The following is a 25,384-nucleotide window of genomic DNA, read 5'->3' as shown; positions in this document are numbered from 1 at the left end:
CAAAATGCTTTTGCCTCATTTTTGAATCATTTTTTTGAAAAATTTACACTTTTTTCAATAAAACACGGTGTTTTAGAAGGCATCTACCCGATTTCAACCACTTTTTAGTCCCATAATTGGAAAATTGAAAACAAGACAAGAATGTTTACCTTTGCAAACTCATAATCAGGAGGAAATTTGTGAAAAAGGTAGCCTTTTATACGTTGGGATGTAAACTGAATTTCTCAGAAACGTCCACCATCAGTAGACAATTCGAAGACAAGGGATTCAAAAAAGTGGAATTTCAGGATTCCCCTGATATTTTCATCATTAATACTTGTTCTGTTACAGAAAATGCTGACAAGAAGTGTAAAAAGATAGTAAAGGAGGCTAAAAAGATATCTCCTAATTCTTATGTAGCCATTATCGGTTGTTATGCCCAGCTAAAACCCAGAGAAATTTCCGAAATCAAGGGAGTGGATGCCGTATTGGGTGCCGCTGAAAAATTCCGATTAATCGAACTTTTGGGAGATTTCGCCAAAGAACAGGAAGCGAAAGTCCTAGCGAGTGAAATCACAGAGGCAAAGTCTTTCAATAATGCTTACTCTATCAATGACCGAACTAGAACCTTTTTGAAAGTTCAGGACGGATGTAATTATGGTTGTGCTTTTTGTACCATTCCTTTAGCAAGAGGAAAAAGCCGAAGTAATACCATCGCCTCAGTGTTAGAAGCAGCTGGAGAAATAGCAACAACTGATGTGAAAGAGGTGGTACTAACAGGTGTGAATATCGGCGATTTTGGAATCGTTGATGGTAAAAGAAACGAGCGTTTTGGCGACTTAGTAGAGGCTTTGGATGAAGTAGAAGGGATAGACAGATTTAGAATTTCATCCATTGAACCCAATTTGTTGACAAATGAGATCATTTCATTTGTCTCCAAGTCCAAACGCTTCGTTCCTCACTTTCATATTCCCCTTCAATCTGGTTCCAACACTATATTACGAAGTATGGGCAGGAGATATTTGAGGGAATTGTACGAAGACCGCGTTTCAAAAATCAAGAGCTTGATGCCTCAAGCCTGTATTGGGGTAGATGTAATTGTTGGTTTCCCTGGAGAAACAGATGAGCTATTTTTGGAAACTTACAATTTCCTAAACGAGCTAGATATTTCTTACCTGCATGTCTTCACTTATTCTGAAAGAGCCAATACCCGGGCAGCTGAAATGGATGGAGTGGTTCCTATGAAAAAGCGGAATGAGCGCTCTAAGATGCTGAGAATTTTATCTGAGAAAAAAAGAAGGAAATTTTACGAGGAGAATTTGGGGAAATCATATACCGTTCTGTTTGAAGAAGATATCGTAGACGGAAAAATGCATGGATTTACGGAGAACTATATCCGTATAGCAGCCAAATACGATCCTATGCTGATCAATGAAACCAAACTCGTGACTTTAGATCACATCAATGAATCAGGAAATGTGGAAGTGCTAGAACCTGAATTCGTTTACGAAAAGCATTAATTCTAATGAGGCTGCCTCATAAATCACTCTAATATAAGCCTGAGCGCCTGCCTGTATTCTAAGGTTTAAACAAGAAGATTTTCAGTTTTTTTTTCATGCGGCATATTTTAATATGTCTACATAGCTGGAATTTCGATTGACAACGGCAAAAGCCCTTGCGAGAAGTTTGTTTCGGATGATGTTAAGGGTGCTCATCTTGCTTTTACCTTCATCGATTCTTCTCTTGTAATAGGTCTTCATTTCAGTGCTGTATTGGATGGCAGTTCCTGCACATAAAGTCAACAGTGTTTTAATTCTCTTGTTCGCTAACTTGCTCGTTTTCGTCTTTCCTCTAAAAGTACCGGACTGGTTTGGGAACGGAGCTGTTCCTGCATAACTGGCAAACTTTCTCCAGCTATCGAATAGGGTAAACCCTTCTGTTAGGACGATAAGTGCAACAGCTGTCTGTGGGCCTATGCCCTTGATAGAGTTAATCAGCTTATATTGGTTCATTAACAGTTCATCTTTGCGTAAAAGTTTGTCTATTTCTTTCTCCACGGTTTGGATCTGTTTATCTAAACAAGCGATTACTTCGGTATTGGATTTTTGATAGACTTTTAATTTGTTTTCTGAAACTACAGCTTCATATTCTTTGATACGGGTGATGTAAGCTGCTCTGTCTTTTACAAGTCGCTCTCTGTAATTAAACAGCTTTTTGAGATCCTGGATGACCTTTTTGGGAAGAACAGTGGGGATAATCTTCTCCTGCTTTTCATAAAGATATTCAGCTATGTCTTTAGAGTCTGCCTTGTCTGACTTACCTCTTCTTATTCCCAAGGATCGCTTTAATTCAAGTCCTGAGATGATATAAAATGGTAGGGAGTGCTTTTCAAGAAACAAAGCAAGTTCTGAAGAATAAATCCCAGTGGATTCAAATCCGAAAAGCAGTTCTTCTGCGAGTATTAACCCAGAGTTTTCCATTACCCATTCCACCAGCTCCTGGTAACCTTTCTCATTATTTTCAAAGACTGCGTGGCATTGGTTGATCTTCAGATAGGCATCAAGTGTAGATTTACTTACATCGACTCCAATAATTGATTTGAATTTCATAATTTAGACATTGAAGTTTAACAAATGAGAGTTGCGGAAACTAAAACCTTTAACAGGCCTAAAGCCTAAAATTCTAACTGGTTACTGGCAACTCAATTAAGAATGGGGACTGATACAGGCACTAGGTCACTATCCTAGACGGCAAGAAAGTTCACCCCATTCTTTTTTAATTTATTCAATATTTGAGTCACTTAATAATCGGAAAGATATTAGCTCTTATTTTCCCAAATAATTCTCCTTTGCAAACCTAAAGGACGGTAGGCAGGGAGTGGAAGGCTTTTTCTATCATTAATGGCCACATTTCGACTCCGCTCAATGTGACAAAACCGCCTTTAACAGAGCCTCTTTTTTATTTGAGCTGTGGGAAAGTTTCATTCCTCCTATTTTTTCCTAAATTCAGCTCAGGTTAATCTAATTTTTCGTGAATTCAAACAATACACCACAGCTTATTCAGGATGAACCTTGGTTGGAAACTTTTGAAACGCAAGTTCAAAAGAGAATAGACCGGTTTAACAGTGCAAAATTCCATATTGAAAATGAGTTTGGAAGCATTTTGGAATTTGCCAATTTACATCAGTATTACGGAATACATTTTGAACCCATCCGAAAGGGATGGATTTACAGGGAATGGGCTCCTGCCGCCAAGCAACTTTTCTTAATGGGGGATTTTAACAACTGGGATAGGTATAATCATCCTATGCGTAGAAATCACAGAGGAGATTGGGAAATTTTCCTACCCTATCAAGAATATAAAGACAAATTTGTTCACGAGAGTAAAATCAAAACACATGTCATTGGAGCAAATGACGTGGCCCTAGATAGAATTCCTGCCTTTATAAGAAGAGTGGTGCAGGATGAAAGAAGCCATGACTTTGCCGGTCAATTATGGTTTCCTGAGAAATCCTTCGAATGGACTGATTCAGCATTTCAACTTCAAGCGATTCACCAGATGCCCCTCATCTATGAATGTCATGTGGGAATGGCCCAGGAAAAATTAGGAGTAGGCACTTACAAGGAATTTGAAGAAAATATTTTGCCCCGAATTAAAGCGGGTGGTTACAATGCCATTCAAATGATGGCTGTCATGGAACACCCCTACTACGGCTCTTTTGGTTATCATGTATCCAACTTTTTTGCGCCATCCTCCAGATTCGGCACACCTGAAGAATTAAAATCCCTGATCAATACAGCCCACAATATGGGTATAGCAGTGATTATGGATATTGTACATTCACATGCAGTTAAGAATGTGAATGAAGGATTAAATGAATTTGACGGCACGGATCATCAATACTTTCATCCCGGAATGAGAGGCTATCACGAAGGCTGGGATTCCAAGCTATTTGATTATGGAAAATGGGAGGTTCAGCAGTTTTTGCTTTCCAACATTCGATACTGGATGGAGGAATTTCACTTCGACGGTTTCCGATTCGACGGTGCTACATCCATGCTTTATCATCACCATGGTCATACCTCATTTGACTCTGCAGACAAATATTTTGACTTGGGGGTAGATGAGGATGCCTTGCTGTATTTCCAATTGGCAAATGAAGTAATCCATCAACTCAACCCTCATGCTATAGCGATTGCTGAGGAGGTTAGCGGAATGCCCGGATTATGCAGGCAGGTGGCAGATGGAGGAATAGGTTTTGACTTCAGGTTAGCGATGGGAATTCCTGATTTTTGGATCAAAACGCTGAAGCACAAGCAAGATGAGCAATGGGATATGTTTGAGCTTTGGCATGAACTAACTAACAGACCCAAGAAGGAAAAATCCATCGCTTATGCAGAAAGCCATGATCAGGCTCTGGTAGGTGATAAATCTATTGCCTTTTGGCTTATGGATAAGGAAATGTACTTTTCCATGTCGGTTTTAAATCAAAATCTGGTTATTGACCGAGGTATTGCTCTCCATAAAATGATCCGAATGATCACGCTTTCATTGGGAGGAGAAGGTTATCTCAACTTCATTGGTAATGAATTCGGGCATCCTGAATGGGTAGATTTTCCAAGAGAAGGCAATAATTGGAGCTATCAATATGCCCGAAGACAATGGTCATTAGTAGACACTGAGCATCTTCGATACTCTCAGTTGGATGCTTGGGATAAATCCATGATTCAATTGGCAAAAAACCATGACTTATTGTCCTCTGGCAGTGCAGAGCAACTCTATCTGGATCCTGACAAGAAAATCATTGCCTACCATAGAGGACAATTAATATTTGTTTTCTCTTTTCATCCTACAGAATCCTATTTTGGATACCCTGTCCCAATGCCCGAAAAAGGAAAATATCAAATAGCTCTCCATTCAGATGAAAAGAAATATGGAGGCTTCGAAAGAGTGGATAAGTCAGTGAAGTATGAGACAGACAAGGACCAAATGGTGCATTTATATGTTCCCAACAGGACTGTACTAATTATTAAAAAGCTCTAAACCGAAATTAAAACTGCTACACTACAATTTTTAATTCTCAGGTAATCTGTCTGGATTTTGGTAACTTATACTTGATCAACACTCAAGTTATGAAGGTTCCAAAAACGATTGACCTTAAATCATGGATCCGGTTTCATGCAAAAATTGGAGTAATACTCGGCTTCTTTTGTGGGATTATTTACTCCATTGGAGGGTTAGTGGTTGACTCTTTAGTTACCTTAGGGCTTGCATCAGGTGAGGTTTGGGAAACTCCTGGACTTTCTTTAGGAACATTACTTGCAATGGGAGCTTTGATTGGAATGCCTGTTATTTTCGGCTTCTTACTAATCTGTGCAGCATGCCTAGAAGCATTGATCTGTTATATTTTCCCGAATTGGTTTTCTGATTTCAATTTCAATAAAAATTCGTAAAACCTTATTTTTAAACTCCATTTACAATATGAAATCAAATCATTTTAAGCCAATTATTGTATCTGAAACTTTTCATCAGGACGTAAAGACCCTATGGAAATATTTGGTAGAAATCCAGCATATGCATCAATGGTATTTTGAAAATCTTCCAGATTTCAAAGCTGAAGAAGGGTTTGAAACCTCATTCTCCGTAAGTTCGGAGCAGAGGACTTTTACCCATATTTGGAAAGTTTTTGAGGTAATCCCTTTTGAAAAAATCAAATTGAGTTGGACTTATAAAGAATATTCAGGTGAGGGGTTTGTTACTTTTCAATTGGAGGAAAAAAACGGCGGAACAAAACTTACAGTCATTACAGAGGGCTTAGAAACCTTCCCTCAGAATATCCCTGAATTCCAAAGAGAAAGCTGCGAGGGAGGTTGGCATTATTTTATCAAAGACAGATTAAAAAGTTACGCCACCAAATAATGATTGGATCCAATCAAAGATTTTAAGGGTTTCAAAGGCATAATTTCCAATTCTTACTGATATTTGGATAGAATAAATTCAACAATATGCCCCGTTGCGCTTTTCTTTCCATTTCCAATACCGAAGGCTGGTTTATTGACGATGATTTGGTTCATCCGTTCCTGCATGAATTAGGCTGGGAAGTAAAAAATATTCCTTGGAATGAGAAAACCGATTGGAATAAATGGGATTTGGTCATCATCAGAAGCCCTTGGGATTATCAACAGCATTTGGAAGAGTTCATGGAAGTCCTTCAAAAAATAGAGGATTCCACGGCAATTCTTTTAAATCCTTTAGATATCGTAAAACAGAACATTCACAAAGGATACCTTTTTGAATTGGCAGAAAAAGGAGTTGAACTGGTTCCCACTCAGAAGTTTTCAAACTTGGATGAAAGCCTCATCACCGAATCTTTTGAAAAATTTAAAAGTAATCAGTTAGTAATCAAACCTCTTGTAGGTGCAAATGCAGACGATACTTTTTGGATCAATATTTCCCATCCGCTAGACTGGGAGAAGCCTCTGGAAGTCTTTCAGGAAAAAGAAGGTATGATACAGCCTTTCATGAGTGGCATTGTCAAAGAGGGTGAGTTCTCTTTGATTTACTTGAATGGGGAGCTTAGCCACACCATTCTAAAGACCGTAGGAATCGGAGACTTTAGAGTTCAGGAAGAACATGGAGGCGGGGTAATAGCTATTCCAAACCCAGAACCAGAACTTGTGAAAGCAGCAGGTAAAGCAATGAAGGCTTTATCATCAACTCCTTTCTATGCCAGAGTTGATCTGGTTCGAACCCGTCAGGGAAGCTTTGCCTTGATGGAATTGGAATTGATTGAGCCTTGCCTTTATTTCCGATTTGATCCGAATTCGCCAAAGAAATTTGCAGCCTTGATCCATGATTATTATTCAAATCTTTCCAACTAAGAAAAGGTAAGGCCATTAATAATTATCCAAAATTCAGCGAATAGTTCCCCCCTTTCCTGAAGGCCTGAAGATTGAATTTTGGCATGGTGCGATTGGAGAAATATTTCTTTTTAGAGGTGTAAAAAAGTTGGTGAATCATTTCAGCGAGTATTCCTTCTCCTTTCATTCTTCTTCCAAATTCTACATCTTTAACGGATCCCCCATGAAGCTCGGCGATTTGACCCATGACTTTTTGAAATCTATCCGGATAATTTCTCTTTAACCAATCACTAAAAATCTCCTCCAATTTTCCATTCAAACGAACCACGGTCATCCCTGCAGACCTAGCTCCTTTTTCAGCGCTTGCTTTCAAAATTTCTGGAATTTCTTGGTCATTCAATCCCGGAATAATGGGGGCATTCATTACTGCGACCGGAACACCAACATTGCTCAACTTTTCAATTATTTGAAGCCGCTTAGAAGCACTGGCAGTTCTGGGCTCCATTTTCCTCCTTAATTCTTCATTCAAAGAGGTAATCGATATATAGACTTGCACCAAATCCTCCTTCGCTAAGTCTTGCAAAATATCAATATCCCTTTCTATCAGTGAATTTTTGGTGATAATCCCTACCGGATGCCGATAGCGGGCAAATACTTCTAACAATTGCCTGGTAATTCCCATTTTCTTCTCAATAGGCTGATAACAATCCGTATTTCCTGAAAGTGAAATTGGAGCTACCTTCCAGTTTGAACTCAGGATCTGCTTTTCCAACAATCTTGGAGCATCTGGTTTTGCCATCAATTGGGTTTCAAAATCTAAACCTGCCGAAAAGCCATAATATTCATGGGAATTTCTTGCATAGCAATAGCTACATCCATGTTCACATCCTTGATAAGGATTCAATGAAAAGCTCAAACCTATATCTGGGCTTTTGACTGGATTGATGATAGTTTTTGGATGCTCTAATCGAATTTTGGTTTTTGGAGACAAAATCAACTCCTCATCCAAACCTTCCGAATGCTCAGTCACTAAATGCTGTGAGGAAAATCGGTTACCCGTTTGTAGCTGGGCTCCCCTACCTTTCCAATGATCTTTTTCCATGTCAATATTTTTGTCAAAGGCCTAGTTACAGTTTAAGCAAGCAAAAGGAGATTTAAAATTTATTGGCAATAATTGACAGAACTAGAATTGAATAAATTTTTTATCAATAATTATTTATTGTTTTTCAATAAATTTTTATTGTATATTTCGAAAAAATAAAAAACATACCATGAGGGCATCACAATCACTTTCCATCCTACAGGTGATCTTTTGGATCATCTTTATTGGCTTAGCAATAAAAACTGGAACCCTAATCATTTCTTATGGAGTAAGCATTTTTGTCAATCCAGAAGGAGCAAATGATCTTTATCTGGGATTATCACTTAAAAGTCTGATGGTTCAAAGTCCCATTTCCTATCATTTATTAGTGATCGGATTGATTACGATTTTCATTATCAAAACCAACCTTCTCTATCAGGTAGTTCAGCTATTTCAGAAGCTAAAACTCGTTGAGCCTTTTACAAATGAAGTTTATCATCACCTGACCAAAATGACAGGCATCACATTTCTAATAGGTATTTTAACTTATGTAGTTTTTGCCTATGCTAAATTTTTGAATGGCAAAAATTACGAGGTATCAGAAGCTTGGGAGCATTTGGAAGGAAGGCTGGAATTTATTTTCATGGGCATGTTACTCCTAGTGGTTTCTCAGATTTTTAAAAGAGGAATTGAAATTCAAGAAGACAACGAACTAACCATCTGAGCTATGCCTATACAAGTCAATTTGGATGTCATGATGGCTAAAAGAAAAATTTCTTTGAATGAGCTTTCAGAAAAAGTTGAATTAACCTTATCCAATCTTTCCATTCTTAAAACAGGGAAAGCAAAAGCAATCAGATTCAGTACCTTGGAAGCAATTTGTAAAGCCTTGGATTGTCAACCTGGCGATATACTAGAATACATTGAATAGGCTTCCTAGCGCGAAAGGATCTGTTGAAACAAAACAATTAGCTATTTAATGTGTTAATTAGGTATGAAATCTATTTTAAAACCTACTGGACGAATTACACGAAGAAAGTATTTAACACTCTTCATGTTTTTTTATTTCGTCAATATTTTATGCTTAATGAAAGCTTGGGAAGCCTACCAAATCGAAGCTTGGCCTGCCTTTTTCTCTTTCAGCATTATCTTGATTGCCTCGATAGTTTTATTGCTGATACAGGCGATAAGACGTTTACACGATATTGGGATGGATTGGAAATATGCCCTTTACCTATTAATTCCGCCACCCATTAATTTTATTGGATTTGTATGGCTAGCATATAAAGAAGGTCAAGATGGTCCAAACAAATATGGACCTGATCCCAGAAAAACAGATATTGTATAAAAAAAGGAGCTCGAGGCTCCTTTTCTTATTTTTTGGCCTGGGCAGCCATCCATTCCATGATGGTAACAGGCCTTCCTCCCACTAAAACAGGAGATCCATCCAAACCTGTCCTAGCTTGATTGGCATGAACATAAATCCAAGACCAATGTCCATTGTAATGATAATTATCTCCCCCATAGAATCCGGTAATATCAGTTACATGATCATAAAATGTAAAATGTACATTTTTAGCTCCAGCCTTCTTTAATCTATCATAAAGTGGAACCACGGTAGATTCTGGTTTGGTTACTCCATCATCTTTGGAATGAACAAACCACATGGGAACCTGCTTGATTTTTTGAATATCCTGTTCAGTCACGTACTGAGCGTCATAAGCAAGAGCGCTGATATAACCCGCAGCAAAATAGTCAGGGTGCTCAAGGATCAACTTTAGAGACATGTATCCTCCATTTGAGCAACCTCCAACGTAAATCCTTTTGGGGTCAATTCCAGGATTGGACTTTACGTAATCTTGAATTAAGGCAAACAATGCCTCATTATAAATATCATTCGTTTGACCACGGGTCATACCCTCGGCAGCCTGCATCCAGAATGTTGGACTTTGAGGCACCAAAACATAAGCACCGGCATCACCAAACAAAGTTTGAATTTCAGGGGAGGCATAATTGGCCGCTCGGTTTCCCAAAAGAGCTATGGTAGGATCCATCCCTCCTTCACCTCCGCCATGCAGCCAAATTATCAAAGGAGCTTTTTTCCCTTTTGTTTCAGGGCTAAATGAGGCATAGGACATGGTCAAATTACCGTACTGAAATTTCCCCTTCAAATCGTATTCATCTACTAAAGGCATGATTTTTCCAGCTGCCTGATTCCAAACTTGATTGGTCTTCGAATTAATAATTGTCAGTGAATAATCAATCCAAAAGTTACCACCTCGGTTTCCAACTCTCATATATTGGATTGGAGAGCCTATAGGTTGAGTTGGGCTCACCTCCAATACCAAAGTGATATGTTTCCCAGATGCTACCCGATTCCCATTTTCATCGGAAACAAAGGCAAAAACCACATCTCTTTCTCCTGATTTTTGGGATTCCGGAATATCACCCTGAGAGCTTTCTCTTTTTGCAAAAACTTTAAATTCTGCAGGATTTGCATCAGACACTTCATTCTCTAAAGTGATAATCACCTGATTGACGGCAGGTCCCCAATCGAACCCTTCAACTACTAGCTTGTAGCTGCCCTCAGAGGACTTTATTTCAGAATTAGGATTGCCATAAATCCAATTGCTGAAAAGTAAACAAATAATTAAAAGGCTATTTTTCATGGTTTATATAGGTTTTGGGTGTAATACTCCCAACTATTTAACCAATTCCTGAAAAACTTCCCTTTAAAATTATATCAGTGGAAAATTTGAATGCAATATCAATTCTTGGCTGATAGCTTACAGATAAGGAAAAGGAATTAAGATAAATTTCCTTTCTTCAGTTCTTTTACAGCATAATCTACTGCTCGGGCTGTGAGTGCCATATAGGTTATGGAAGGATTTTGAGTGCCTGTGGAGGTCATACAGGCTCCATCAGTTACGAAGACGTTAGGCGCATGGTGCATTTGATTAAATCCATTGAGCAAAGAAGTTTGGGGGTCTCGTCCCATTCGCACTCCTCCCATCTCATGTATATCCAAACCAGGAGCTTGCTTGCTATCAGATTTTCTAATATTCACACAGCCTGCCTTTTCCAGCATTTCCTCTCCCTGCTGATGAAAATCCTGTAGAATTTTCTCATCATTTTCATCATAATCCACACTAACCTGTAGCAATGGTATACCCCATTCGTCTTTTTGATCCTTACTCAAGCTCACTTGATTACTTTCCTTTGGAATAGTTTCTCCCTGCATCATCATAAAAACATTCCAAGGACCAGGTTGAGTATTGGCTTTTTTAAATTCGGTGCCAAATCCTCCCACATCTGCATGACCAAAACCAGAACGGCCGGCAGAGTAAAAAGTCATATATCCTCTAAGGAAATCCATTTCCTGCTTTTTCACATTTCTAAAATTAGGCATCATGACCGCGGTTGGTCTTCTACCAAAATAGTATTGATCTTCAAAGCCTTCATACTTAGCTGAGATGGTTCCTCTATAGTTATGAAACGCAATGTATTTCCCCAAAACCCCATTTTCATTGCCCAATCCTTCTGGAAACCTTCTGGAAGTGCTATTCAATAAAATCAAATTGGTATTCAAAGCCGATGCATTCAAAAAAATGATTTTGGCAAAATAATCTTTCTCCTCCTTTGTTATCCTGTCAATCACTTTGACTCCAACCGCTTTTCCTTTTTCCTCATCCCAAATCACAGAATGAACCACTGAGTCAGGTCTTAAAGTCAAATTACCGGTTTTTGCTGCCCAAGGTAAAGTAGAAGAATTACTGCTAAAATATCCTCCAAAAGGACAGCCTCTGTAGCACTGATTTCTTGCCATACATTGCCCCCTCCCTTGAGCTAGGTGTTGGTCTTTGGGTTGTGTCAGATGCGCGCACCTACCTTTGATGAATTTTCTATCTTGATAGGATTGATTAACCCGCTGTTGAATCTCTTTTTCCACACAATTCATCTCCCAAGCTGGCAAAAACTCTCCATCCGGTAAGGTATCTAATCCTTCATAACTTCCGGAAATACCGACAAATCGCTCCACATAGCTGTACCAAGGTGCCACATCTTCGTAACGAATGGGCCAATCAACTGCAAAACCATCCCTGCCTGGCCCTTCAAAGTCATATGCACTCCAACGTTGAGTCTGTCTAGCCCAAATCAAAGATTTACCACCCACTTGATAGCCTCGAATCCAATCGAAGGGCTTTTCCTGGACATAAGGATGATCTGAATCTTTGACAAAAAAGTGCTCCGTATCCTCTTTGTAAGCATAGCAACGGTTCACCACAGGATTTTTCATCTTATCCTCCCTGGGAATCTGATTTCTGTGAGGCATGTCCCACACTGATGCTGTCATGGTCGGATAGTCCTTTAGGTGCTGAACATCCCTTCCTCTTTCCAAGACCAAGGTTTTCAATCCCTTTTCGCAAAGTTCTTTAGCTGCCCATCCTCCGGATATCCCAGAACCAACTACTATAGCATCAAATTCATTACTTTTCATAATCGAAAAATAATGATTTCTATTTCATCTTTTATAAATTTTTTAAAAAACTATACTTATGATTGGAGATTCAAAAAATAAAAAAGTCCCATCTCCTAAGGCTTAGGAAATGGGACTTGAAAGAACAAATTCGACTATTCGTATCTCAAGGATTCGATAGGGTCAAGTTTACTTGCTTTGAAAGCTGGGAAGTAACCAGACAATAAGCCAACGATGATACAAATAATAAAAGCGATAAACATCCACAGCCAAGGAACCAAGAAACCTCCAGGTCCAATCGCATTAGCAATGACATTTCCGATTGCTATTCCGAGAATTACCCCGAAAATTCCACCTAGCACGCAAATCATAATTGCTTCTATCAAAAATTGCTGACGGATCCTCAGTGGAGTAGCTCCTAAAGCTTTTCTAATACCTATCTCACGGGTCCTCTCTGTAACAGAAACCAGCATGATATTCATCAGTCCGATGGAGGCTCCCAAAAGAGTAATGAACCCAATACCAAAACCTCCTATTCTCAGATACCCGGCAACTTCCTCCAAACTTTCCGCTACCGATTGACTTTTTGTAAGATCAAAGGAGTTCTCAGCAGTTACTCTATCCTGACGGATTTTTCTCATCATCCCAATTGCCTGACCCATTTCGTAATCGATACGCTCAGGGCCGGAAGCAACAGCTGTAACATTGTAATTGAAAACACCTCTTTGGTCAAGTCTTGCAGCATTCTCTATAGGAATTAAAACCTGTCTGTCTGCTCCTTGATCCTGCCCTACTCCACCTTGCTTTTCCAATACTCCTACAATGGTGTAAGGCTTTCCGAAAAAGCTGATTTTTTGATTGATAGGATCTTCATTGGATTCAAAAAGAGTTTCCTGAATTTCTTTTCCTATGATGCATACGTTATTTCCGTATCGTATTTCAAGATTGGAAAAATTTCTACCTTCTTCGAGTTTGATTGCTTTTATGCTCAGGTAATTTTCATCCACGCCTCTAATTCTCGAATTTGGATTGGTGGTTTCGGAACCTCTTTTTATCTCAGCGGCTCGACTGACTGTAGTTTCCACCGTAGATATTCCGATAGAACTATATTCCTGCTTGAAATCCTGCACTTCTCGGAAAGACAATTTAGGATAGGTCTTCTCCTCTTTTCCATCTTGAATAGCTCGTCCCCCACTGAAACCTTTGTTTCTTACATCAAAAGTATTAGCTCCCAAACCAGAAAAGCTTTCTGCAATTTGAGACTTTATTCCATCGATGGCAGTCAACATCCCTACAAGAGAGGAAATACCAATTGCTATAATTGCACCGGTCAGGATAGTCCTTAGAATATTAACTTGAACAGACTTTAGGGCTTCCCTTATATTTTCGATCAAATTCATGTATTGTTCGAATTAGAACAGATTTTTAGAAAAAACTCATTTATGATTCTTAATAATAAGCAATTCGCTTTTAAAAAAAATTTGAGACTCAAATTATTGAATTTCAACTTTCAGTTACACTTTAATTCAATGCATCCTATCCCCTCTCAACTCCATTTCTTTTAGGATACTTGCTTCATAATCCAGCCATTCTTGCCATCGTTGATTGACATATTCAGGATCATGAAATTTTCTGGCCATTTCTATGAAAGTAACGTAATGCCCAGCCTCAGAAATCATCAACTCGTAATAAAACTTTTTCAGCTCCTCATCCTGAATATGTTTGGATAAAAGTTTAAAACGCTCACAACTCCTTGCCTCGATCAAAGCATTCAATAATAAATGCTCCGTCAACTGTTGTTTCCTACTTCCACCTTTTTTGACAAAACCATTGAGTTTGATGACATATTCATCCTTTCTAGGAAAACCAAACTTCATATTTCTCTTTCGTAGCTGCTCCATCACCCGCTCAAAATGCCCCCATTCTTCTGCAACTATGGGAGTCAGAGTTTCCACCAACTCGTCCAAGTCAGGATATCTCAAAATCAAACTGATACAGGAAGATGCCGCCTTTTGTTCACAATAAGCATGATCCACCAAAATATCCTCGATCTGCATTTCTGCAATCCCAACCCACCTTGGATCAGTGGGTAGTTTGAGATGTAACATTTTCTGTCTTGTACTTTCTTCCCAGCTCATATCAGTCAAATAAATACCAGGTAATTCCCAGGTCAATAAATGATTTGTAGCCGGTGTAGTCAGGTGTGACAAAATATCCTTCCCGATTCATCAAACCGGCATTCAAATGATTGTATTTTAATAGAACTCTTGTCCTGTTGATTCTGAAATTCAGGAAAACATCTGCCACTGGGTATGCAAATACCTCGAAGCTATTTTGAAGGTGAAATTGCTGATGAGCAGTAAAATAAGCATTTGCAAAGTAGCTGGACTTGTATCTCACATCCACACCAAATTGGATGAAAATATTTTCATCAAATGCAGGACTGTCAAAATAAAAACGAGTATTTCCGAATACTTCAGGGATTCTAAAAGCATCAGATGCCTCTCCAGTTACAGACGTAATAATAACCTCTGTATCCCATTTAAATTTCTTCCCTATTTGTATGGAGGATTGAATACCGGGCATCAAAATAAAAGCTTCACCTCCTGCCTGCTCGGGCACTCTTTGCTCGTTGAAAAAGACGTAATTATTGACCCTACTAATGGTTAATGATGGCCTGATTTTGACTTTTTCTAAATCAACTTTCAAGGTTCCCTTCACTTGATCTACACCAGTGTTGGAAAAATCATTATTCCAGGCATAGTGATTCCCCGCATAAACCTGCTGCAGCGAGGTGGGCTTATAGAGTGCTTTGGTATATTCCAAATCCAAGTAGGGGGATTTAAATACCCCATGCAGCCTGAATGCTCCCGGGATAAGGTATTCACCATCAGCACTCACACTCCATTTCTCAGAAATTTTCCCAATCAATTCCCCTCCTATGTATAATTCATTAAAGGTGTTAGGAGAATTAAAAAATGGACTTCTCATCCTACCATTCCTCAATCGGGTAAATGCATTGTAATAAAAGCCTCCAAAGGTCCCTTTGAAGCCGAACTCATTTCTCCACTCGGCAAAATCATTGAAATTTCTTGTGGTATCCTGCCGGTTCAGTCTGGTACTGGGATAATACAGGGAATCACTGTTAGTCAAAGGAGCATCAAAAACCAAATCTTGCTTCCTTCTGTCGAAAATATGATAGATCTGTAGCCCGTCTTTCACCTTATATTCATGATAGAAGTGATAGTCCTGCCTCAAATCTCTGGCTTGGGAGGTTCTTAGCCAAACTTTCGCATCCTCATAGGTGAAATAAACTGATGTAGAATCCACTTCAGGAGGTATAATCCCTCCGATCTCATTGACCACATGACGCATCCTCGAGAAATTCCCCAAGAACCAATATTTCCCGTCTTCAGATCTATAATTCGTATGGATAGAATAAGTGGTTTGATCCACCATGTTATCATCTCTAGCTGTAGGATTGAGGGTTTTTCTTACCCGCATGGTGTGAAAATCAAAACCTATATTCCACCTTGGATTGACATTTCTGGCAAATTTGATATCCAACATATTTCGGTTTCCACCCCCGAAAAAAGCTGACATCTCAGTAAATGGAGATTTGGTATCAAAATAGCGATTGTTGGAAGGATCGGTGTAATAGATGTCATAGGCATGAAAACCCGAAGTAGTACCGATTAACTCTGGAATCTGATAAAAAACCGGGGTAGCCGCACTACCAATATTACCCAAATCCTGATACTTCCAGCCACTTTTAGCCACCGGATCATAATTGTGAAAATTGGTCAAGGAAGTATCCTGAGGGTATAAAGTCAGACTATTTCGCTTAATATCTTTTTCGAAATAAAATAAGGCTGTGGTGGGACCAAAAACCATCTTGGTACTATCATCCAACAAGGTTCTTCGGCCATTTTCTTCATCTTGATTTTCTCCCTCTTGCACAGTTCTCTGGTTGACCCGCTGATTGGGATTTTGAACCTGCCTCCCATTGGTTGGAATAGGACGCTGTGCCTGAGCAGAGCCAGCCACGAGAAGCACCCAAAAAAAGCATATTCCTAATAGAATTTTATTCACCGAGCTTTGTCCGTTCCAAAGACTTTTTGTTGTACCATTTTAATCAATTTTTGCTCATCCTCTTCTTCCAAAAGTACCTGAATGGGCAGCACAAAAATCGGAATTTCTCTTAGAAATCCTTTGGGAAGCAAAGATTTTACTTTTACCCCATCTTTTTCTGTTGTGAGAATAACGGGATTTTCATTTGCATGTTTGGCGACAAGCAAGCCTATCTTTTCTAAATCAGCCTGATCATAATGATGATGATCCGAAAACTTTACAGCCTCCAACACTTCATATTGACTTTTGCAATAATCTATAAACTGCTGATTGTTAGCTATTCCACTAAATAAAATTACTCGTTTTCTGAACTGAGAATTTTCTGCAAGTGCTTGTGGTTCCCCATAGCCTACTTTTGTGAACAAGACAGGCTTTGAGCCAGCATATTGCCTAATATTTTCCTGAAATTCTGAGGCTTCCTTATTGGACTTAGACAAAGGGCTTTTGGTAACAATAATCAAATCGGCCCTTTTTGCTCCATTTCTACTTTCTCTAAGCCTTCCCATTGGAAGTAAAAAGTCCTGAAAAAAAGGCTCTTCCCAAGTAGTCAATAAAATCGAAAAATCTGCTTGAAATGATCGATGCTGAAAGGCATCGTCCAGGATAAGCAGGTCCAACCCTTCTTCTTCCTCTGCTATTCTTGCAGCTGCATTCACCCGATCTTCTCCTACAAAAACACGGATTTCGTCTCCAAATTTTTGATAAATCTGATAGGGCTCATCCCCGATTCCCTCAGGGCTACTGACGGAAGTAGCTTTAATAAAACCCTCAGTTTTTCTTCCATACCCTCTGGACAGGGTAGCTAAGCGGTAATCTTTTTTAAACGTTCTTATAAGGTATTCCACCATGGGGGTTTTCCCTGTTCCGCCAACCCTTAAATTGCCCACCAGAATTGCGGGAATTGGAGATGGTGTGGTTTTGAATACTCCAGTATTATAGAGCCAGTTTCTGACTCGAGTGATCAAATCAAATAGGACTGAAAAAGGATAAAGAAGAAAAGCAAGGCGCCTCATTCCTAAGAATTCGTATTTTTGATCAAATAAACCAAAAATTTATGGGATACAAGATTGGGGAAGTAATTTCATTTTTAGAAAAGCTGGCTCCCCCAGCCTATCAGGAGTCATATGATAATGCTACACTGATAACAGGAAACAGAAACTGGGACTTGACCGGAATCATCTGTTCTTTGGACTGCGCTGAGGAAGTCATTCAAGAAGCCATATCAGCAGGAGCCAATATGGTGGTGGCACATCACCCCATAGTTTTTAAGGGATTGAAAAGCCTGACCGGCAAAAATTATGTCGAAAGAACTATCATCAAAGCTATCAAACATGATATTGCCATTTATGCTATCCACACTAACCTAGACCATGTCGCTCACGGTGTTAATAAAAGAATCAGCGACAAACTTGGCCTTTTGAACACAAAGATCTTACAGCCTAAAAAACAGTTGCTCAACAAGTTGGTATTTTTTGTACCGGAGGAACATAAAAACAAGGTTTTGGATGCTGTCTATGAAGCCGGAGCAGGGCAAATTGGAGAGTATAAAGATTGTTCATTTCAAGTTAAGGGCATGGGCACCTTTACTCCATCGGAAGATGCAAATCCTTTTTTAGGCCAAAGAGGAGCTCCACAATACGAGGCCGAAATCCGTGCTGAGGTCATTCTTCCAGCTTTTTTAAGCAATAAGATAATTTCTGCCATGAAAAAAGCCCATCCCTACGAGGAGGTGGCTTATTACCTGAGTGCCTTGGAAAATGAGAATCAGGAAGTCGGCGCAGGAATGTTTGGAGAGTTGGAAAATCCAATGACTGCGGAAGAATTTTTAGATTATCTCAAAGAGAAAATGAAACTGAAAATAGTAAAGCATACCGCATTAGTTAAGGAAAAAATTAAGAAAGTAGCTGTTTGTGGTGGTGCTGGAATATTTTTATTGGGAGATGCCAAAAGAAAGGGTGCGGACGTTTTTATCACCGCTGACGTCAAGTATCATGAGTTTTTTGATGCTGATGGATCCTTAATTCTTTGTGATATCGGCCATTATGAAAGTGAAATTTTCACAAAAGAATTATTGGGAGAACTATTGTCACAAAATTTTCCTAATATTGCACTCTATTTGACAAAAGTAGTTACCAATCCCACATCCTACCGATAGTACATGGAAAGTACAGTAGCACAAAAACTCGAGGCAATTCACAACCTTCAATTAATAGATTCTAAACTAGACGCAATCATCAAAGTTCGCGGTGCACTTCCAGAAGAGGTGCAAGATTTGGAAGATGAAATCGCCGGCTACGAAACTAGACTTGACAAATTCAATAACGAGATCCAATCTTACGAAGATGAGATCAAGTCTTTGAAAGAAAGCATCAAGGAATCTGAAAAACTGATCAAAAAGTATCAGGAGCAGCAGATGAACGTACGAAACAACCGTGAGTACGATGCCATCACCAAAGAATTAGAACTTCAGGATCTTGAAATCCAAGTTGCTAAGAAAAAAATTGCTGAAGCTGGCGCTAAAATCGATCAGAAAAAGCACGATTTAGATGAGTTGACTGCTGTTATGAAAGACAGACAGAAAGACTTGGATCTAAAGAAAGACGAGCTTTCTACGATTGTTGCTGAAAGTGAAAACGAAGAAGCAAAATTGAAAGCTGACAGAGACAAGGCAGTTAAGAAAATCGAAGACAGACTTCTAAAATCTTACGAGAAGATCAGAACAAATGCCAAGAATGGATTGGCTGTAGTGATGGTTAAAAGAGGAGCTTGCGGCGGTTGCTTTAACACCGTACCACCTCAAAGACAGGCTGATATTCGTGAAAAGAAAAAACTAATAGTCTGCGAACACTGCGGAAGAATTTTAGCAGGTGTAGAAGATGAAGTTGTAGAAGAAACTCCAACCAAGAAAAAGAGAACTTCTAGATCTTAAGAAGTTTTGAAATAAACCAACGGAAAGCCCTGATATTCTTCGGGGCTTTTTTTGTGATTATCCGTATATTTTTTTTACAGTGAGAGTCAATTCAATCTGATTTCCCATTTATCCCGTACCTACTTGAAAGCCTAATCAAAAACTGAATCTTGGAAAGGCTTGAAAAATGAACCAAATCATGGATCGAGAAAATCGACGATTTTGAAACATTCTTGCTCTCAAGTCGATTAAATCCGTATATTAGAAGCTATGCGAAAGTTAGTACCACTCATTTTAATCTTGTTTATGTCTCTTTCAGCTCTTGCCAAAGACGCTGAGACCAAAACATTTTTGGTACTATTCAAATCCAAAGAATTAAAAGCTCATCAAACCTCTTTAAAGGCCATTGAATCACAATTTTCTTCTTTCAACACTAAAACCTATTCTGGAAATTCAGAACTGGCTTTGCTGATAGAAATCCCATCCTGTGATTTTGACGAATGCTTTCTTGGAGACTTTTTGGTAACAACAGGCGATCAAGATATTAAACTTCAAGAAATCGCCTTTAGACTCTTTGATATGACCGAGAGTAAAAGAAATCTTCAGCTTTTACTCAGTGCTTATCAGAATAATCCGGACAAGAAGAAAATAGCCAAAGCAGACAAGCCTAGTAACCCGCGGCCTTAAGATGCTCTCTGTCATTCCCTTTCCTTAATACAAAAGTTCCATCACTCAATTGCTCTAAAAGGTATAGGCATAAATTGCTATGTTCGAACTGATCCATATAGCGGAGATCGTAATTAAAAATCAGGCTTAGAAAAATCCTCATTGCTCTGCCATGCATGCAGACTAGAATAGTTTCTCCGGGGCCTTCCAATATTTTCTGAATTCCTTTTCGCATTCTTTCAGCCACCACGTTTGGGCTTTCCCCTCCGGCTATCGCATAGTCTAAGTTACCCATTTGCCACTGATGGAGCATATGCTTGTAGTATTCCCCTTCTTCCGGCGTCATAGGTGTGCCTTCATAATCTCCCCAAGAAATCTCATTTAGTTCGGGAAGAGCGGTAGTCGGAATCCCCTTCGAGATAAATGACTCAATAGACTGTCTGGTTCGAATGAGGGCAGTATGGTAAACCTGATCAAAGGCTATATTTTGATAGGCCTCAAAAAATGCCTTTGCCTGAGCTCTTCCAGTGTCATTAATGGGAGCGTCAATCCCACTTCCCTGCACTACTCCCCTAAGGTTAAAATCAGTCTGACCGTGGCGAACTAAGTAAATTTTTTTTCGATTCAAGATTCTCTATTTTTGTCCCAAGCCCAAAGAAAAACAAATCCCTTCAAAATACATGGTGTTTATTTCAAAGCCTAGTCTGGACCAACTCAATAACCCGAGAATTCACACGATGGTTGATCACATTGGTATTGAATTTACCGCGATTGGGGATGATTTTTTGGAAGCTTCTATGCCTGTAGATCATCGAACCAAACAACCTATGGGCTTGTTACATGGAGGAGCAAATGTAGTCCTCGCTGAAACGCTGGGTTCTGTAGCTGCTTCCTTGACAATTGATTTGAAAAAACAAAGTTGTGTTGGCTTAGAAATAAATGCTAACCACCTTAAATCGGTCAAAGAAGGAAAAGTAATCGGTAGAGCGACCCCGATTCATCTTGGCAGAACAACCCAGGTTTGGGAGATAAAAATCCATAATGAAGCGGGAGCACTTTGCTGCATAAGCCGCATTACCATGGCTATTTTGGATAAGAAATGATCGAAACTGTTACCGCTACTTCACTTTCTGTTGCCGAAGCTTTGGCAGCCTTCCTTCATACAGGTTTTCAATCTGGAGGATCATTTGCCTTATGGAGAAAACCTAAATCATCAAAACTTGAATTCGTCTTGGATGAGTTGGACGGAGTAAGAAAAGTAGGAATGAACCTGGAAGAATTACCAGCAGGATTTATCATTCACCCTTTTGAAGATCAGGAAAATAAGCAAGCCTATTTTATCAATGCCTCCAATTACTTGAGCATTGACTTAGCCAGTGATCTTAAGGAGGCAGATTTACCTCAGTGGATTCAAGCTCCGAAAAACATTGAGTATAAAAGTTTGCTAAAAACGGTAGGTCCTGAGCAAAACTCTGAGGACCTCTCTCAAAAAATTCATGATGGAGACTCCAAGGAGCATTTCCTAGCCTTAGTAGAACAAAGTATTTCTGAAATCGAGAAAGGCAATTTGGAGAAAGTAGTTCCTGCACGAACCAAGCACTTAGACCTTCCCGAAGAATTTGACCTGGCAAAAGCGATCAAAAGTATGCTGGACTCCTACCCCAATTCCTTCGTCAACTTTTTCCATATTCCACAAGTGGGCACTTGGATGGGAGCTAGTCCTGAAGTATTGATAGAAACTCAGGGAGATCATTTTCATACCATGTCGCTTGCAGGAACCCAGGCAGCCAAAGGAGATAATCCTTTGAAATCTGTAGCATGGACTCAAAAGGAAATCGAAGAGCAAGCATTGGTCAGTAGATATATTGTGGATTGCTTTAAAAAAATCCGTCTGAGAGAATATGAGGAGCATGGACCCAAAACTGTCATGGCTGGCAATCTATTGCATTTACGCTCAGATTTTAAGGTTAATATGAAGGCAACAAACTTCCCTCAGTTAGGGTCTGTGATGCTGGATTTATTACACCCTACCTCAGCAGTTTGTGGAATGCCAAGAAAGGAAGCACATGAATTTCTAAAAGCCAATGAAGGCTTTGACAGATCTTTTTTTGCAGGCTTTTTGGGACCAGTCAATATAGATAATACTACCTCGGTTTATGTCAATTTGCGTACGGCTTCTTTTCAAGATGGCAAAGTGACCCTTTATGCAGGGGCAGGAGTAACGGAAGACTCCGACCCGGAAAAAGAGTGGGAAGAAACAGAGATGAAGTGCGAGATCATAGGTAAGTTCATTCAAAAATCAATCGCTTGATTATTCAGTCAATTTTAGAATTGGTGGCCATTTGTGCCAAAAAAGGAGTTAAAAACGTCATTTTATCTCCGGGCTCGCGATGCGCTCCGCTTACACTGGCTTTTGCAAGACATCCTGAGATTCATACAAGAACAATCTCTGATGAAAGATCTGCAGCTTTTATAGCACTAGGAATGGCCCAACAGCTGAATCAACCTGTGGCTTTGGTATGCACCTCTGGCTCTGCCGCCCTAAATTATTACCCAGCAATTGCTGAGGCTTTTTTTCAACAAATCCCTCTCCTCGTATTAACAGCTGATCGCCCACCTGAATGGATAGACCAGTGGGACGGACAGACCATTTTTCAGCAGGAAGTCTATGGGAAACATATTAAAAAGAGCTTCCAATTTCCTGACACATTCGGGGATAAAGAACAATCCTGGTATGCAGCAAGGATGGTGAATGAGGCAATTAATACTGCCAATCATTTCCCAAAAGGCCCTGTTCATATCAACATCCCCCTTAGAGAGCCTTTCTACCCTTCAGAAAATGAATCCTTTGATTTTCCGGAGCATCCTTATCAAACAGAGATTAGTAAAGGCACTTTGCATTTGGGAGAAGAGAGCCTTAAAAAGATAAACTCCAAGCTCCAGTCCATACGAAAAATTTTGATTGTTCCCGGCCAACAAAAACCGGATGAAAAAATAGTGGAGCTATTGAAATCACTTTCTAAAAATAAGAGGGTGGTTGTTATCACAGACACTATTTCCAACCTACAGTCTGAGGAAAGCATCAATTTTCATGACCACTGGATGGGAAATCAGGAAGTGACTAAAGGTTTGGAACCTGACTTGATTTTAAGCTTTGGAAAATCAATCATTTCTAAATCTTTGAAACTATTCCTGAGAAATTCAAAGGCCGAGCACTGGCATATTCAGGAAAATGCGGAAGCAAAAGACACCTATCAAAGTCTAAGTAAAATATTGGCCTGTTCTCCTATGTTCTTTTTGAATTGGCTCAATTCAAACCTCCCTATTCAAGATGAAACTTATTACAATAGCTGGTGGGAACTGGAAAAAAGCATACTGAATAACCTGAACGATATTTTGGAACAAAGTCAGTTTGGAGAGTACAAAGCCCTACATCAGGTATTAAAGAACATTCCTGACCTATCCAAAATCCATGTAGCTAATTCTATGGCTGTTAGATATTTGAATTTTCTAGGAAGAAGAAAACAGGAAATTATTTGTAACCGGGGCACAAGTGGCATAGATGGATCTTCCAGTACGGCTGTTGGATGCACTTTTACCACCAAGCTTCCTGTCACTTTGATTACAGGAGACTTGGCATTTTTCTATGATAGAAATGCTTTTTGGCATAATTACTCCATGGCTAATTTGAGAATTATCCTGCTTAATAATCATGCGGGGGGAATTTTCAGATTAATTGAGGGCCCCGCCAAACAGCCAGAATTACAGGAGTACTTTGAAACCAAGCAAAAGTTGAATGCAAAATGCCTTGCCAATGAGTTTGGTTTCACTTATTTCTCAGCCAAAAATGAAGTAGAGCTGGATTCTGCTCTCAAAGACTTTTATGATTCTGGGGTCCATCCAAAAATCTTGGAAATTGAAAGTCAAAGTCCTCTAAATGCCGAAATCCTAAAAAGTATCAAAGAGAAAGTGAAGACTATACTTCCTTCAGCTTAAAAGCCATCATTATTGCAAGAAGCAATAAACCTGCAAAAACCAACAACATCCCGTCAGGGCCTAGAAAAGCCGATAATGAGCCCAATCCTGCTGCGATTAAAGTGGCAATTCCAATCAAGGTATTAGACAAAGAAACGTAAAGAGGGCGCTCATCTTTAGGTGCAAAATCAACCAAATAGGTTTTTCGACTAAGTCTAGCTCCACCGTAAATCATCACATGTAGCAAAAACAGAACGGCAAAGGTATAAATTGATTGATATTCATCCGGCCAATATTGGAAACTCACCATTGCCAAAATATTCAGAATAGCCAAAAATGCTACCAGCATCATCATTTTTCTGCTTGATTTGTCTGCAAACCTTCCCCAAAATGGAGAAGAAATAATTGCCCCAATTCCAGCAGCTAATACCATGAACCCTAAGTTTTTTACTTCAGGTCCCAATTCTTTCTGGGCAATGACTACAAAAAATGGCTGAGCTAAAGGCACCGCCATTAATAAGCCGCGTGCAATGATAAAATTCAGTAAGTTTTTATCCTTAGATAAGATGCTCCAGCCTTTTTTCAATTCTTTGATAGGAGTTCTACCTCCTTCAGTGGCACCTTTTTCTTCATAAATCCCGGCAAAGAATCCAGCTGAAATAAACCAGCAACAGGCCCCCGCCAATACCAGCCAAAAAAGATAATCGATAGACTGATTTTCTCCGTTTTGGAAATAAAGAAACAAACCGCATGCTGCTGTAAAAATACCGCCCATACTGGCTCTGTAAGCCAATAATTGTCCTCGTTTTCCTTTATCAATGGTTTTCGCTAGGACATCTTTGAAACTGATACTGGCGATTCCACTGGCGAAACTGAAAAGGGTCAATAAGGATAAAATCCACACTCCCGCTGCTAATCCTTCAGTCGATTGGACTACCCAAGCCATCGCCAAAAGACAGAGTCCTTGACAAAAAGCAGGTATAGCCCAAAACCATTTTCTCCTGGAAAAAGCTCGGATTTTGGCAGAAACAAAAAGTTGGGGCAAAAGAGAACCTGCATCTTTGATGGGAACCAATGCACCTACCAAAGCAGGCGGAACAGATAAGGAGGAAAATATCCAAGGAAGTGTAGTTCCAGGAGAAACCAATTGGTTGGCTAATTTGGAAAAGCCGCCACTCGCAACATTCTTTAAAAAATTTCCAGGAACCTCCTTACAGGCTTTTTCAGAGATCGTTTCGCAGGCCCTTTCTTCTCCTTCATCTGTAATGAAACTATATACCTTTTCTGAGATTTCCTGAGCCATAAAA

General features: G+C 39.4%; 24 protein-coding genes. 14 read left to right on the top strand and 10 right to left on the bottom strand.

Annotated elements, in window-relative coordinates:
- The first annotated feature begins 179 nt into the window (after positions 1 to 179).
- A complete protein-coding gene (gene mtaB, locus GYM62_RS04510) occupies positions 180 to 1,499 on the top strand; it encodes a tRNA (N(6)-L-threonylcarbamoyladenosine(37)-C(2))-methylthiotransferase MtaB (RefSeq protein ID WP_219958490.1) in 1,320 nt (439 codons plus the stop codon).
- Positions 1,500 to 1,592: 93 nt separating this feature from the next.
- Here the strand turns inward: mtaB and GYM62_RS04505 are convergent, their stop codons facing one another.
- Positions 1,593 to 2,588 carry an IS110 family transposase gene (locus GYM62_RS04505; protein ID WP_219956467.1) on the bottom strand — a complete coding sequence of 332 codons (996 nt, stop codon included), beginning with the start codon at positions 2,586 to 2,588 and terminating at the stop codon, positions 1,593 to 1,595.
- Positions 2,589 to 3,009: 421 nt separating this feature from the next.
- On the opposite strand from GYM62_RS04505, the gene GYM62_RS04500 reads away from it, so the two are divergent.
- The 4 genes from GYM62_RS04500 to GYM62_RS04485 all read left to right on the top strand — a co-directional run bounded on the left by GYM62_RS04500 (position 3,010) and on the right by GYM62_RS04485 (position 6,860).
- The gene (locus GYM62_RS04500) at positions 3,010 to 5,022 is read left to right on the top strand and encodes an alpha amylase C-terminal domain-containing protein (RefSeq protein WP_144603490.1); all 2,013 of its coding nucleotides are present in this window, start codon (positions 3,010 to 3,012) and stop codon (positions 5,020 to 5,022) included.
- Between the two features lie 89 nt (positions 5,023 to 5,111).
- A complete protein-coding gene (locus tag GYM62_RS04495) occupies positions 5,112 to 5,432 on the top strand; it encodes a hypothetical protein (protein ID WP_144603488.1) in 321 nt (106 codons plus the stop codon).
- A 28-nt stretch (positions 5,433 to 5,460) separates the two neighbouring features.
- Positions 5,461 to 5,898 (top strand): SRPBCC domain-containing protein, encoded by a 438-nt coding sequence (locus GYM62_RS04490; RefSeq protein WP_144603486.1) that lies wholly within the window; start codon positions 5,461 to 5,463, stop codon positions 5,896 to 5,898.
- Positions 5,899 to 5,984: 86 nt separating this feature from the next.
- Entirely contained in the window at positions 5,985 to 6,860 is an 876-nt protein-coding gene (locus GYM62_RS04485; protein ID WP_219958489.1) for a RimK family alpha-L-glutamate ligase, read from the top strand.
- 22 nt (positions 6,861 to 6,882) lie between these two features.
- Here GYM62_RS04485 and GYM62_RS04480 read toward each other — a convergent pair whose 3' ends face one another.
- Positions 6,883 to 7,941, bottom strand: a complete 1,059-nt coding sequence (locus GYM62_RS04480; RefSeq protein WP_219958488.1) for a PA0069 family radical SAM protein — start codon at positions 7,939 to 7,941, stop codon at positions 6,883 to 6,885.
- A 169-nt stretch (positions 7,942 to 8,110) separates the two neighbouring features.
- Here GYM62_RS04480 and GYM62_RS04475 point away from each other — a divergent pair, with 169 nt between their 5' ends.
- From GYM62_RS04475 to GYM62_RS04465, 3 genes are all read left to right on the top strand, one after another.
- The gene (locus tag GYM62_RS04475; protein WP_219958487.1) at positions 8,111 to 8,644 is read left to right on the top strand and encodes a DUF2975 domain-containing protein; all 534 of its coding nucleotides are present in this window, start codon (positions 8,111 to 8,113) and stop codon (positions 8,642 to 8,644) included.
- A 3-nt stretch (positions 8,645 to 8,647) separates the two neighbouring features.
- A complete protein-coding gene (locus tag GYM62_RS04470) occupies positions 8,648 to 8,851 on the top strand; it encodes a helix-turn-helix transcriptional regulator (RefSeq protein WP_091655348.1) in 204 nt (67 codons plus the stop codon).
- Positions 8,852 to 8,914: 63 nt separating this feature from the next.
- Positions 8,915 to 9,268 carry a DUF805 domain-containing protein gene (locus GYM62_RS04465; protein ID WP_091655349.1) on the top strand — a complete coding sequence of 118 codons (354 nt, stop codon included), beginning with the start codon at positions 8,915 to 8,917 and terminating at the stop codon, positions 9,266 to 9,268.
- 25 nt (positions 9,269 to 9,293) lie between these two features.
- On the opposite strand, the gene GYM62_RS04460 is transcribed toward GYM62_RS04465, so the two are convergent.
- From GYM62_RS04460 to lpxK, 6 genes are all read right to left on the bottom strand, one after another.
- Positions 9,294 to 10,589 (bottom strand): prolyl oligopeptidase family serine peptidase, encoded by a 1,296-nt coding sequence (locus GYM62_RS04460; RefSeq protein ID WP_144603476.1) that lies wholly within the window; start codon positions 10,587 to 10,589, stop codon positions 9,294 to 9,296.
- Positions 10,590 to 10,726: 137 nt separating this feature from the next.
- The gene (locus tag GYM62_RS04455; RefSeq protein WP_144603474.1) at positions 10,727 to 12,418 is read right to left on the bottom strand and encodes a GMC oxidoreductase; all 1,692 of its coding nucleotides are present in this window, start codon (positions 12,416 to 12,418) and stop codon (positions 10,727 to 10,729) included.
- 134 nt (positions 12,419 to 12,552) lie between these two features.
- Positions 12,553 to 13,797 (bottom strand): ABC transporter permease, encoded by a 1,245-nt coding sequence (locus tag GYM62_RS04450; protein WP_144603471.1) that lies wholly within the window; start codon positions 13,795 to 13,797, stop codon positions 12,553 to 12,555.
- Positions 13,798 to 13,923: 126 nt separating this feature from the next.
- Positions 13,924 to 14,535, bottom strand: a complete 612-nt coding sequence (locus GYM62_RS04445) for a tRNA-(ms[2]io[6]A)-hydroxylase (protein WP_219958486.1) — start codon at positions 14,533 to 14,535, stop codon at positions 13,924 to 13,926.
- Between the two features lies 1 nt (position 14,536).
- Positions 14,537 to 16,489 carry a putative porin gene (locus GYM62_RS04440; protein ID WP_255590546.1) on the bottom strand — a complete coding sequence of 651 codons (1,953 nt, stop codon included), beginning with the start codon at positions 16,487 to 16,489 and terminating at the stop codon, positions 14,537 to 14,539.
- Positions 16,486 to 17,541 carry a tetraacyldisaccharide 4'-kinase gene (gene lpxK / locus GYM62_RS04435; protein WP_219958485.1) on the bottom strand — a complete coding sequence of 352 codons (1,056 nt, stop codon included), beginning with the start codon at positions 17,539 to 17,541 and terminating at the stop codon, positions 16,486 to 16,488. Before lpxK ends, GYM62_RS04440 begins: the two co-directional genes overlap by 4 nt.
- 41 nt (positions 17,542 to 17,582) lie before the next feature.
- Here lpxK and GYM62_RS04430 point away from each other — a divergent pair, with 41 nt between their 5' ends.
- From GYM62_RS04430 to GYM62_RS04420, 3 genes are all read left to right on the top strand, one after another.
- Entirely contained in the window at positions 17,583 to 18,683 is a 1,101-nt protein-coding gene (locus tag GYM62_RS04430; protein WP_219958484.1) for a Nif3-like dinuclear metal center hexameric protein, read from the top strand.
- Positions 18,684 to 18,686: 3 nt separating this feature from the next.
- Positions 18,687 to 19,457, top strand: a complete 771-nt coding sequence (locus GYM62_RS04425) for a zinc ribbon domain-containing protein (RefSeq protein ID WP_219958483.1) — start codon at positions 18,687 to 18,689, stop codon at positions 19,455 to 19,457.
- A gap of 285 nt (positions 19,458 to 19,742) precedes the next feature.
- Positions 19,743 to 20,123: a hypothetical protein gene (locus GYM62_RS04420; RefSeq protein ID WP_219958482.1), complete on the top strand. Its 381-nt coding sequence runs from the start codon at positions 19,743 to 19,745 to the stop codon at positions 20,121 to 20,123.
- Here GYM62_RS04420 and GYM62_RS04415 read toward each other — a convergent pair.
- The gene (locus GYM62_RS04415) at positions 20,104 to 20,730 is read right to left on the bottom strand and encodes a histidine phosphatase family protein (protein WP_219958481.1); all 627 of its coding nucleotides are present in this window, start codon (positions 20,728 to 20,730) and stop codon (positions 20,104 to 20,106) included. The genes GYM62_RS04420 and GYM62_RS04415 overlap by 20 nt on opposite strands.
- Positions 20,731 to 20,782: 52 nt before the next feature.
- On the opposite strand from GYM62_RS04415, the gene GYM62_RS04410 reads away from it, so the two are divergent.
- From GYM62_RS04410 to menD, 3 genes are read left to right on the top strand one after another with little or no spacing between them, the layout of a single operon-like run.
- Positions 20,783 to 21,205 (top strand): hotdog fold thioesterase, encoded by a 423-nt coding sequence (locus tag GYM62_RS04410; protein WP_091655358.1) that lies wholly within the window; start codon positions 20,783 to 20,785, stop codon positions 21,203 to 21,205.
- Positions 21,202 to 22,413, top strand: a complete 1,212-nt coding sequence (locus tag GYM62_RS04405) for a chorismate-binding protein (RefSeq protein ID WP_219958480.1) — start codon at positions 21,202 to 21,204, stop codon at positions 22,411 to 22,413. Before GYM62_RS04410 ends, GYM62_RS04405 begins: the two co-directional genes overlap by 4 nt.
- Complete coding sequence (menD, locus tag GYM62_RS04400; protein WP_219958479.1) at positions 22,410 to 24,098, top strand: 2-succinyl-5-enolpyruvyl-6-hydroxy-3-cyclohexene-1-carboxylic-acid synthase; 1,689 nt, start codon at positions 22,410 to 22,412, stop codon at positions 24,096 to 24,098. Before GYM62_RS04405 ends, menD begins: the two co-directional genes overlap by 4 nt.
- Here the strand turns inward: menD and GYM62_RS04395 are convergent.
- Positions 24,079 to 25,380 carry an MFS transporter gene (locus tag GYM62_RS04395; RefSeq protein WP_219958478.1) on the bottom strand — a complete coding sequence of 434 codons (1,302 nt, stop codon included), beginning with the start codon at positions 25,378 to 25,380 and terminating at the stop codon, positions 24,079 to 24,081. The two genes, menD and GYM62_RS04395, sit on opposite strands and share 20 nt — an antisense overlap.
- Between the last annotated feature and the right edge of the window lie 4 nt (positions 25,381 to 25,384).

The sequence above is a fragment of the Algoriphagus sp. NBT04N3 genome, assembly GCF_019443765.1.
Taxonomy (GTDB): domain Bacteria; phylum Bacteroidota; class Bacteroidia; order Cytophagales; family Cyclobacteriaceae; genus Algoriphagus; species Algoriphagus ornithinivorans.
The sequence above is the reverse complement of the archived record's forward strand: the minus strand, read 5'-3'. Positions and strand labels throughout refer to the sequence as shown.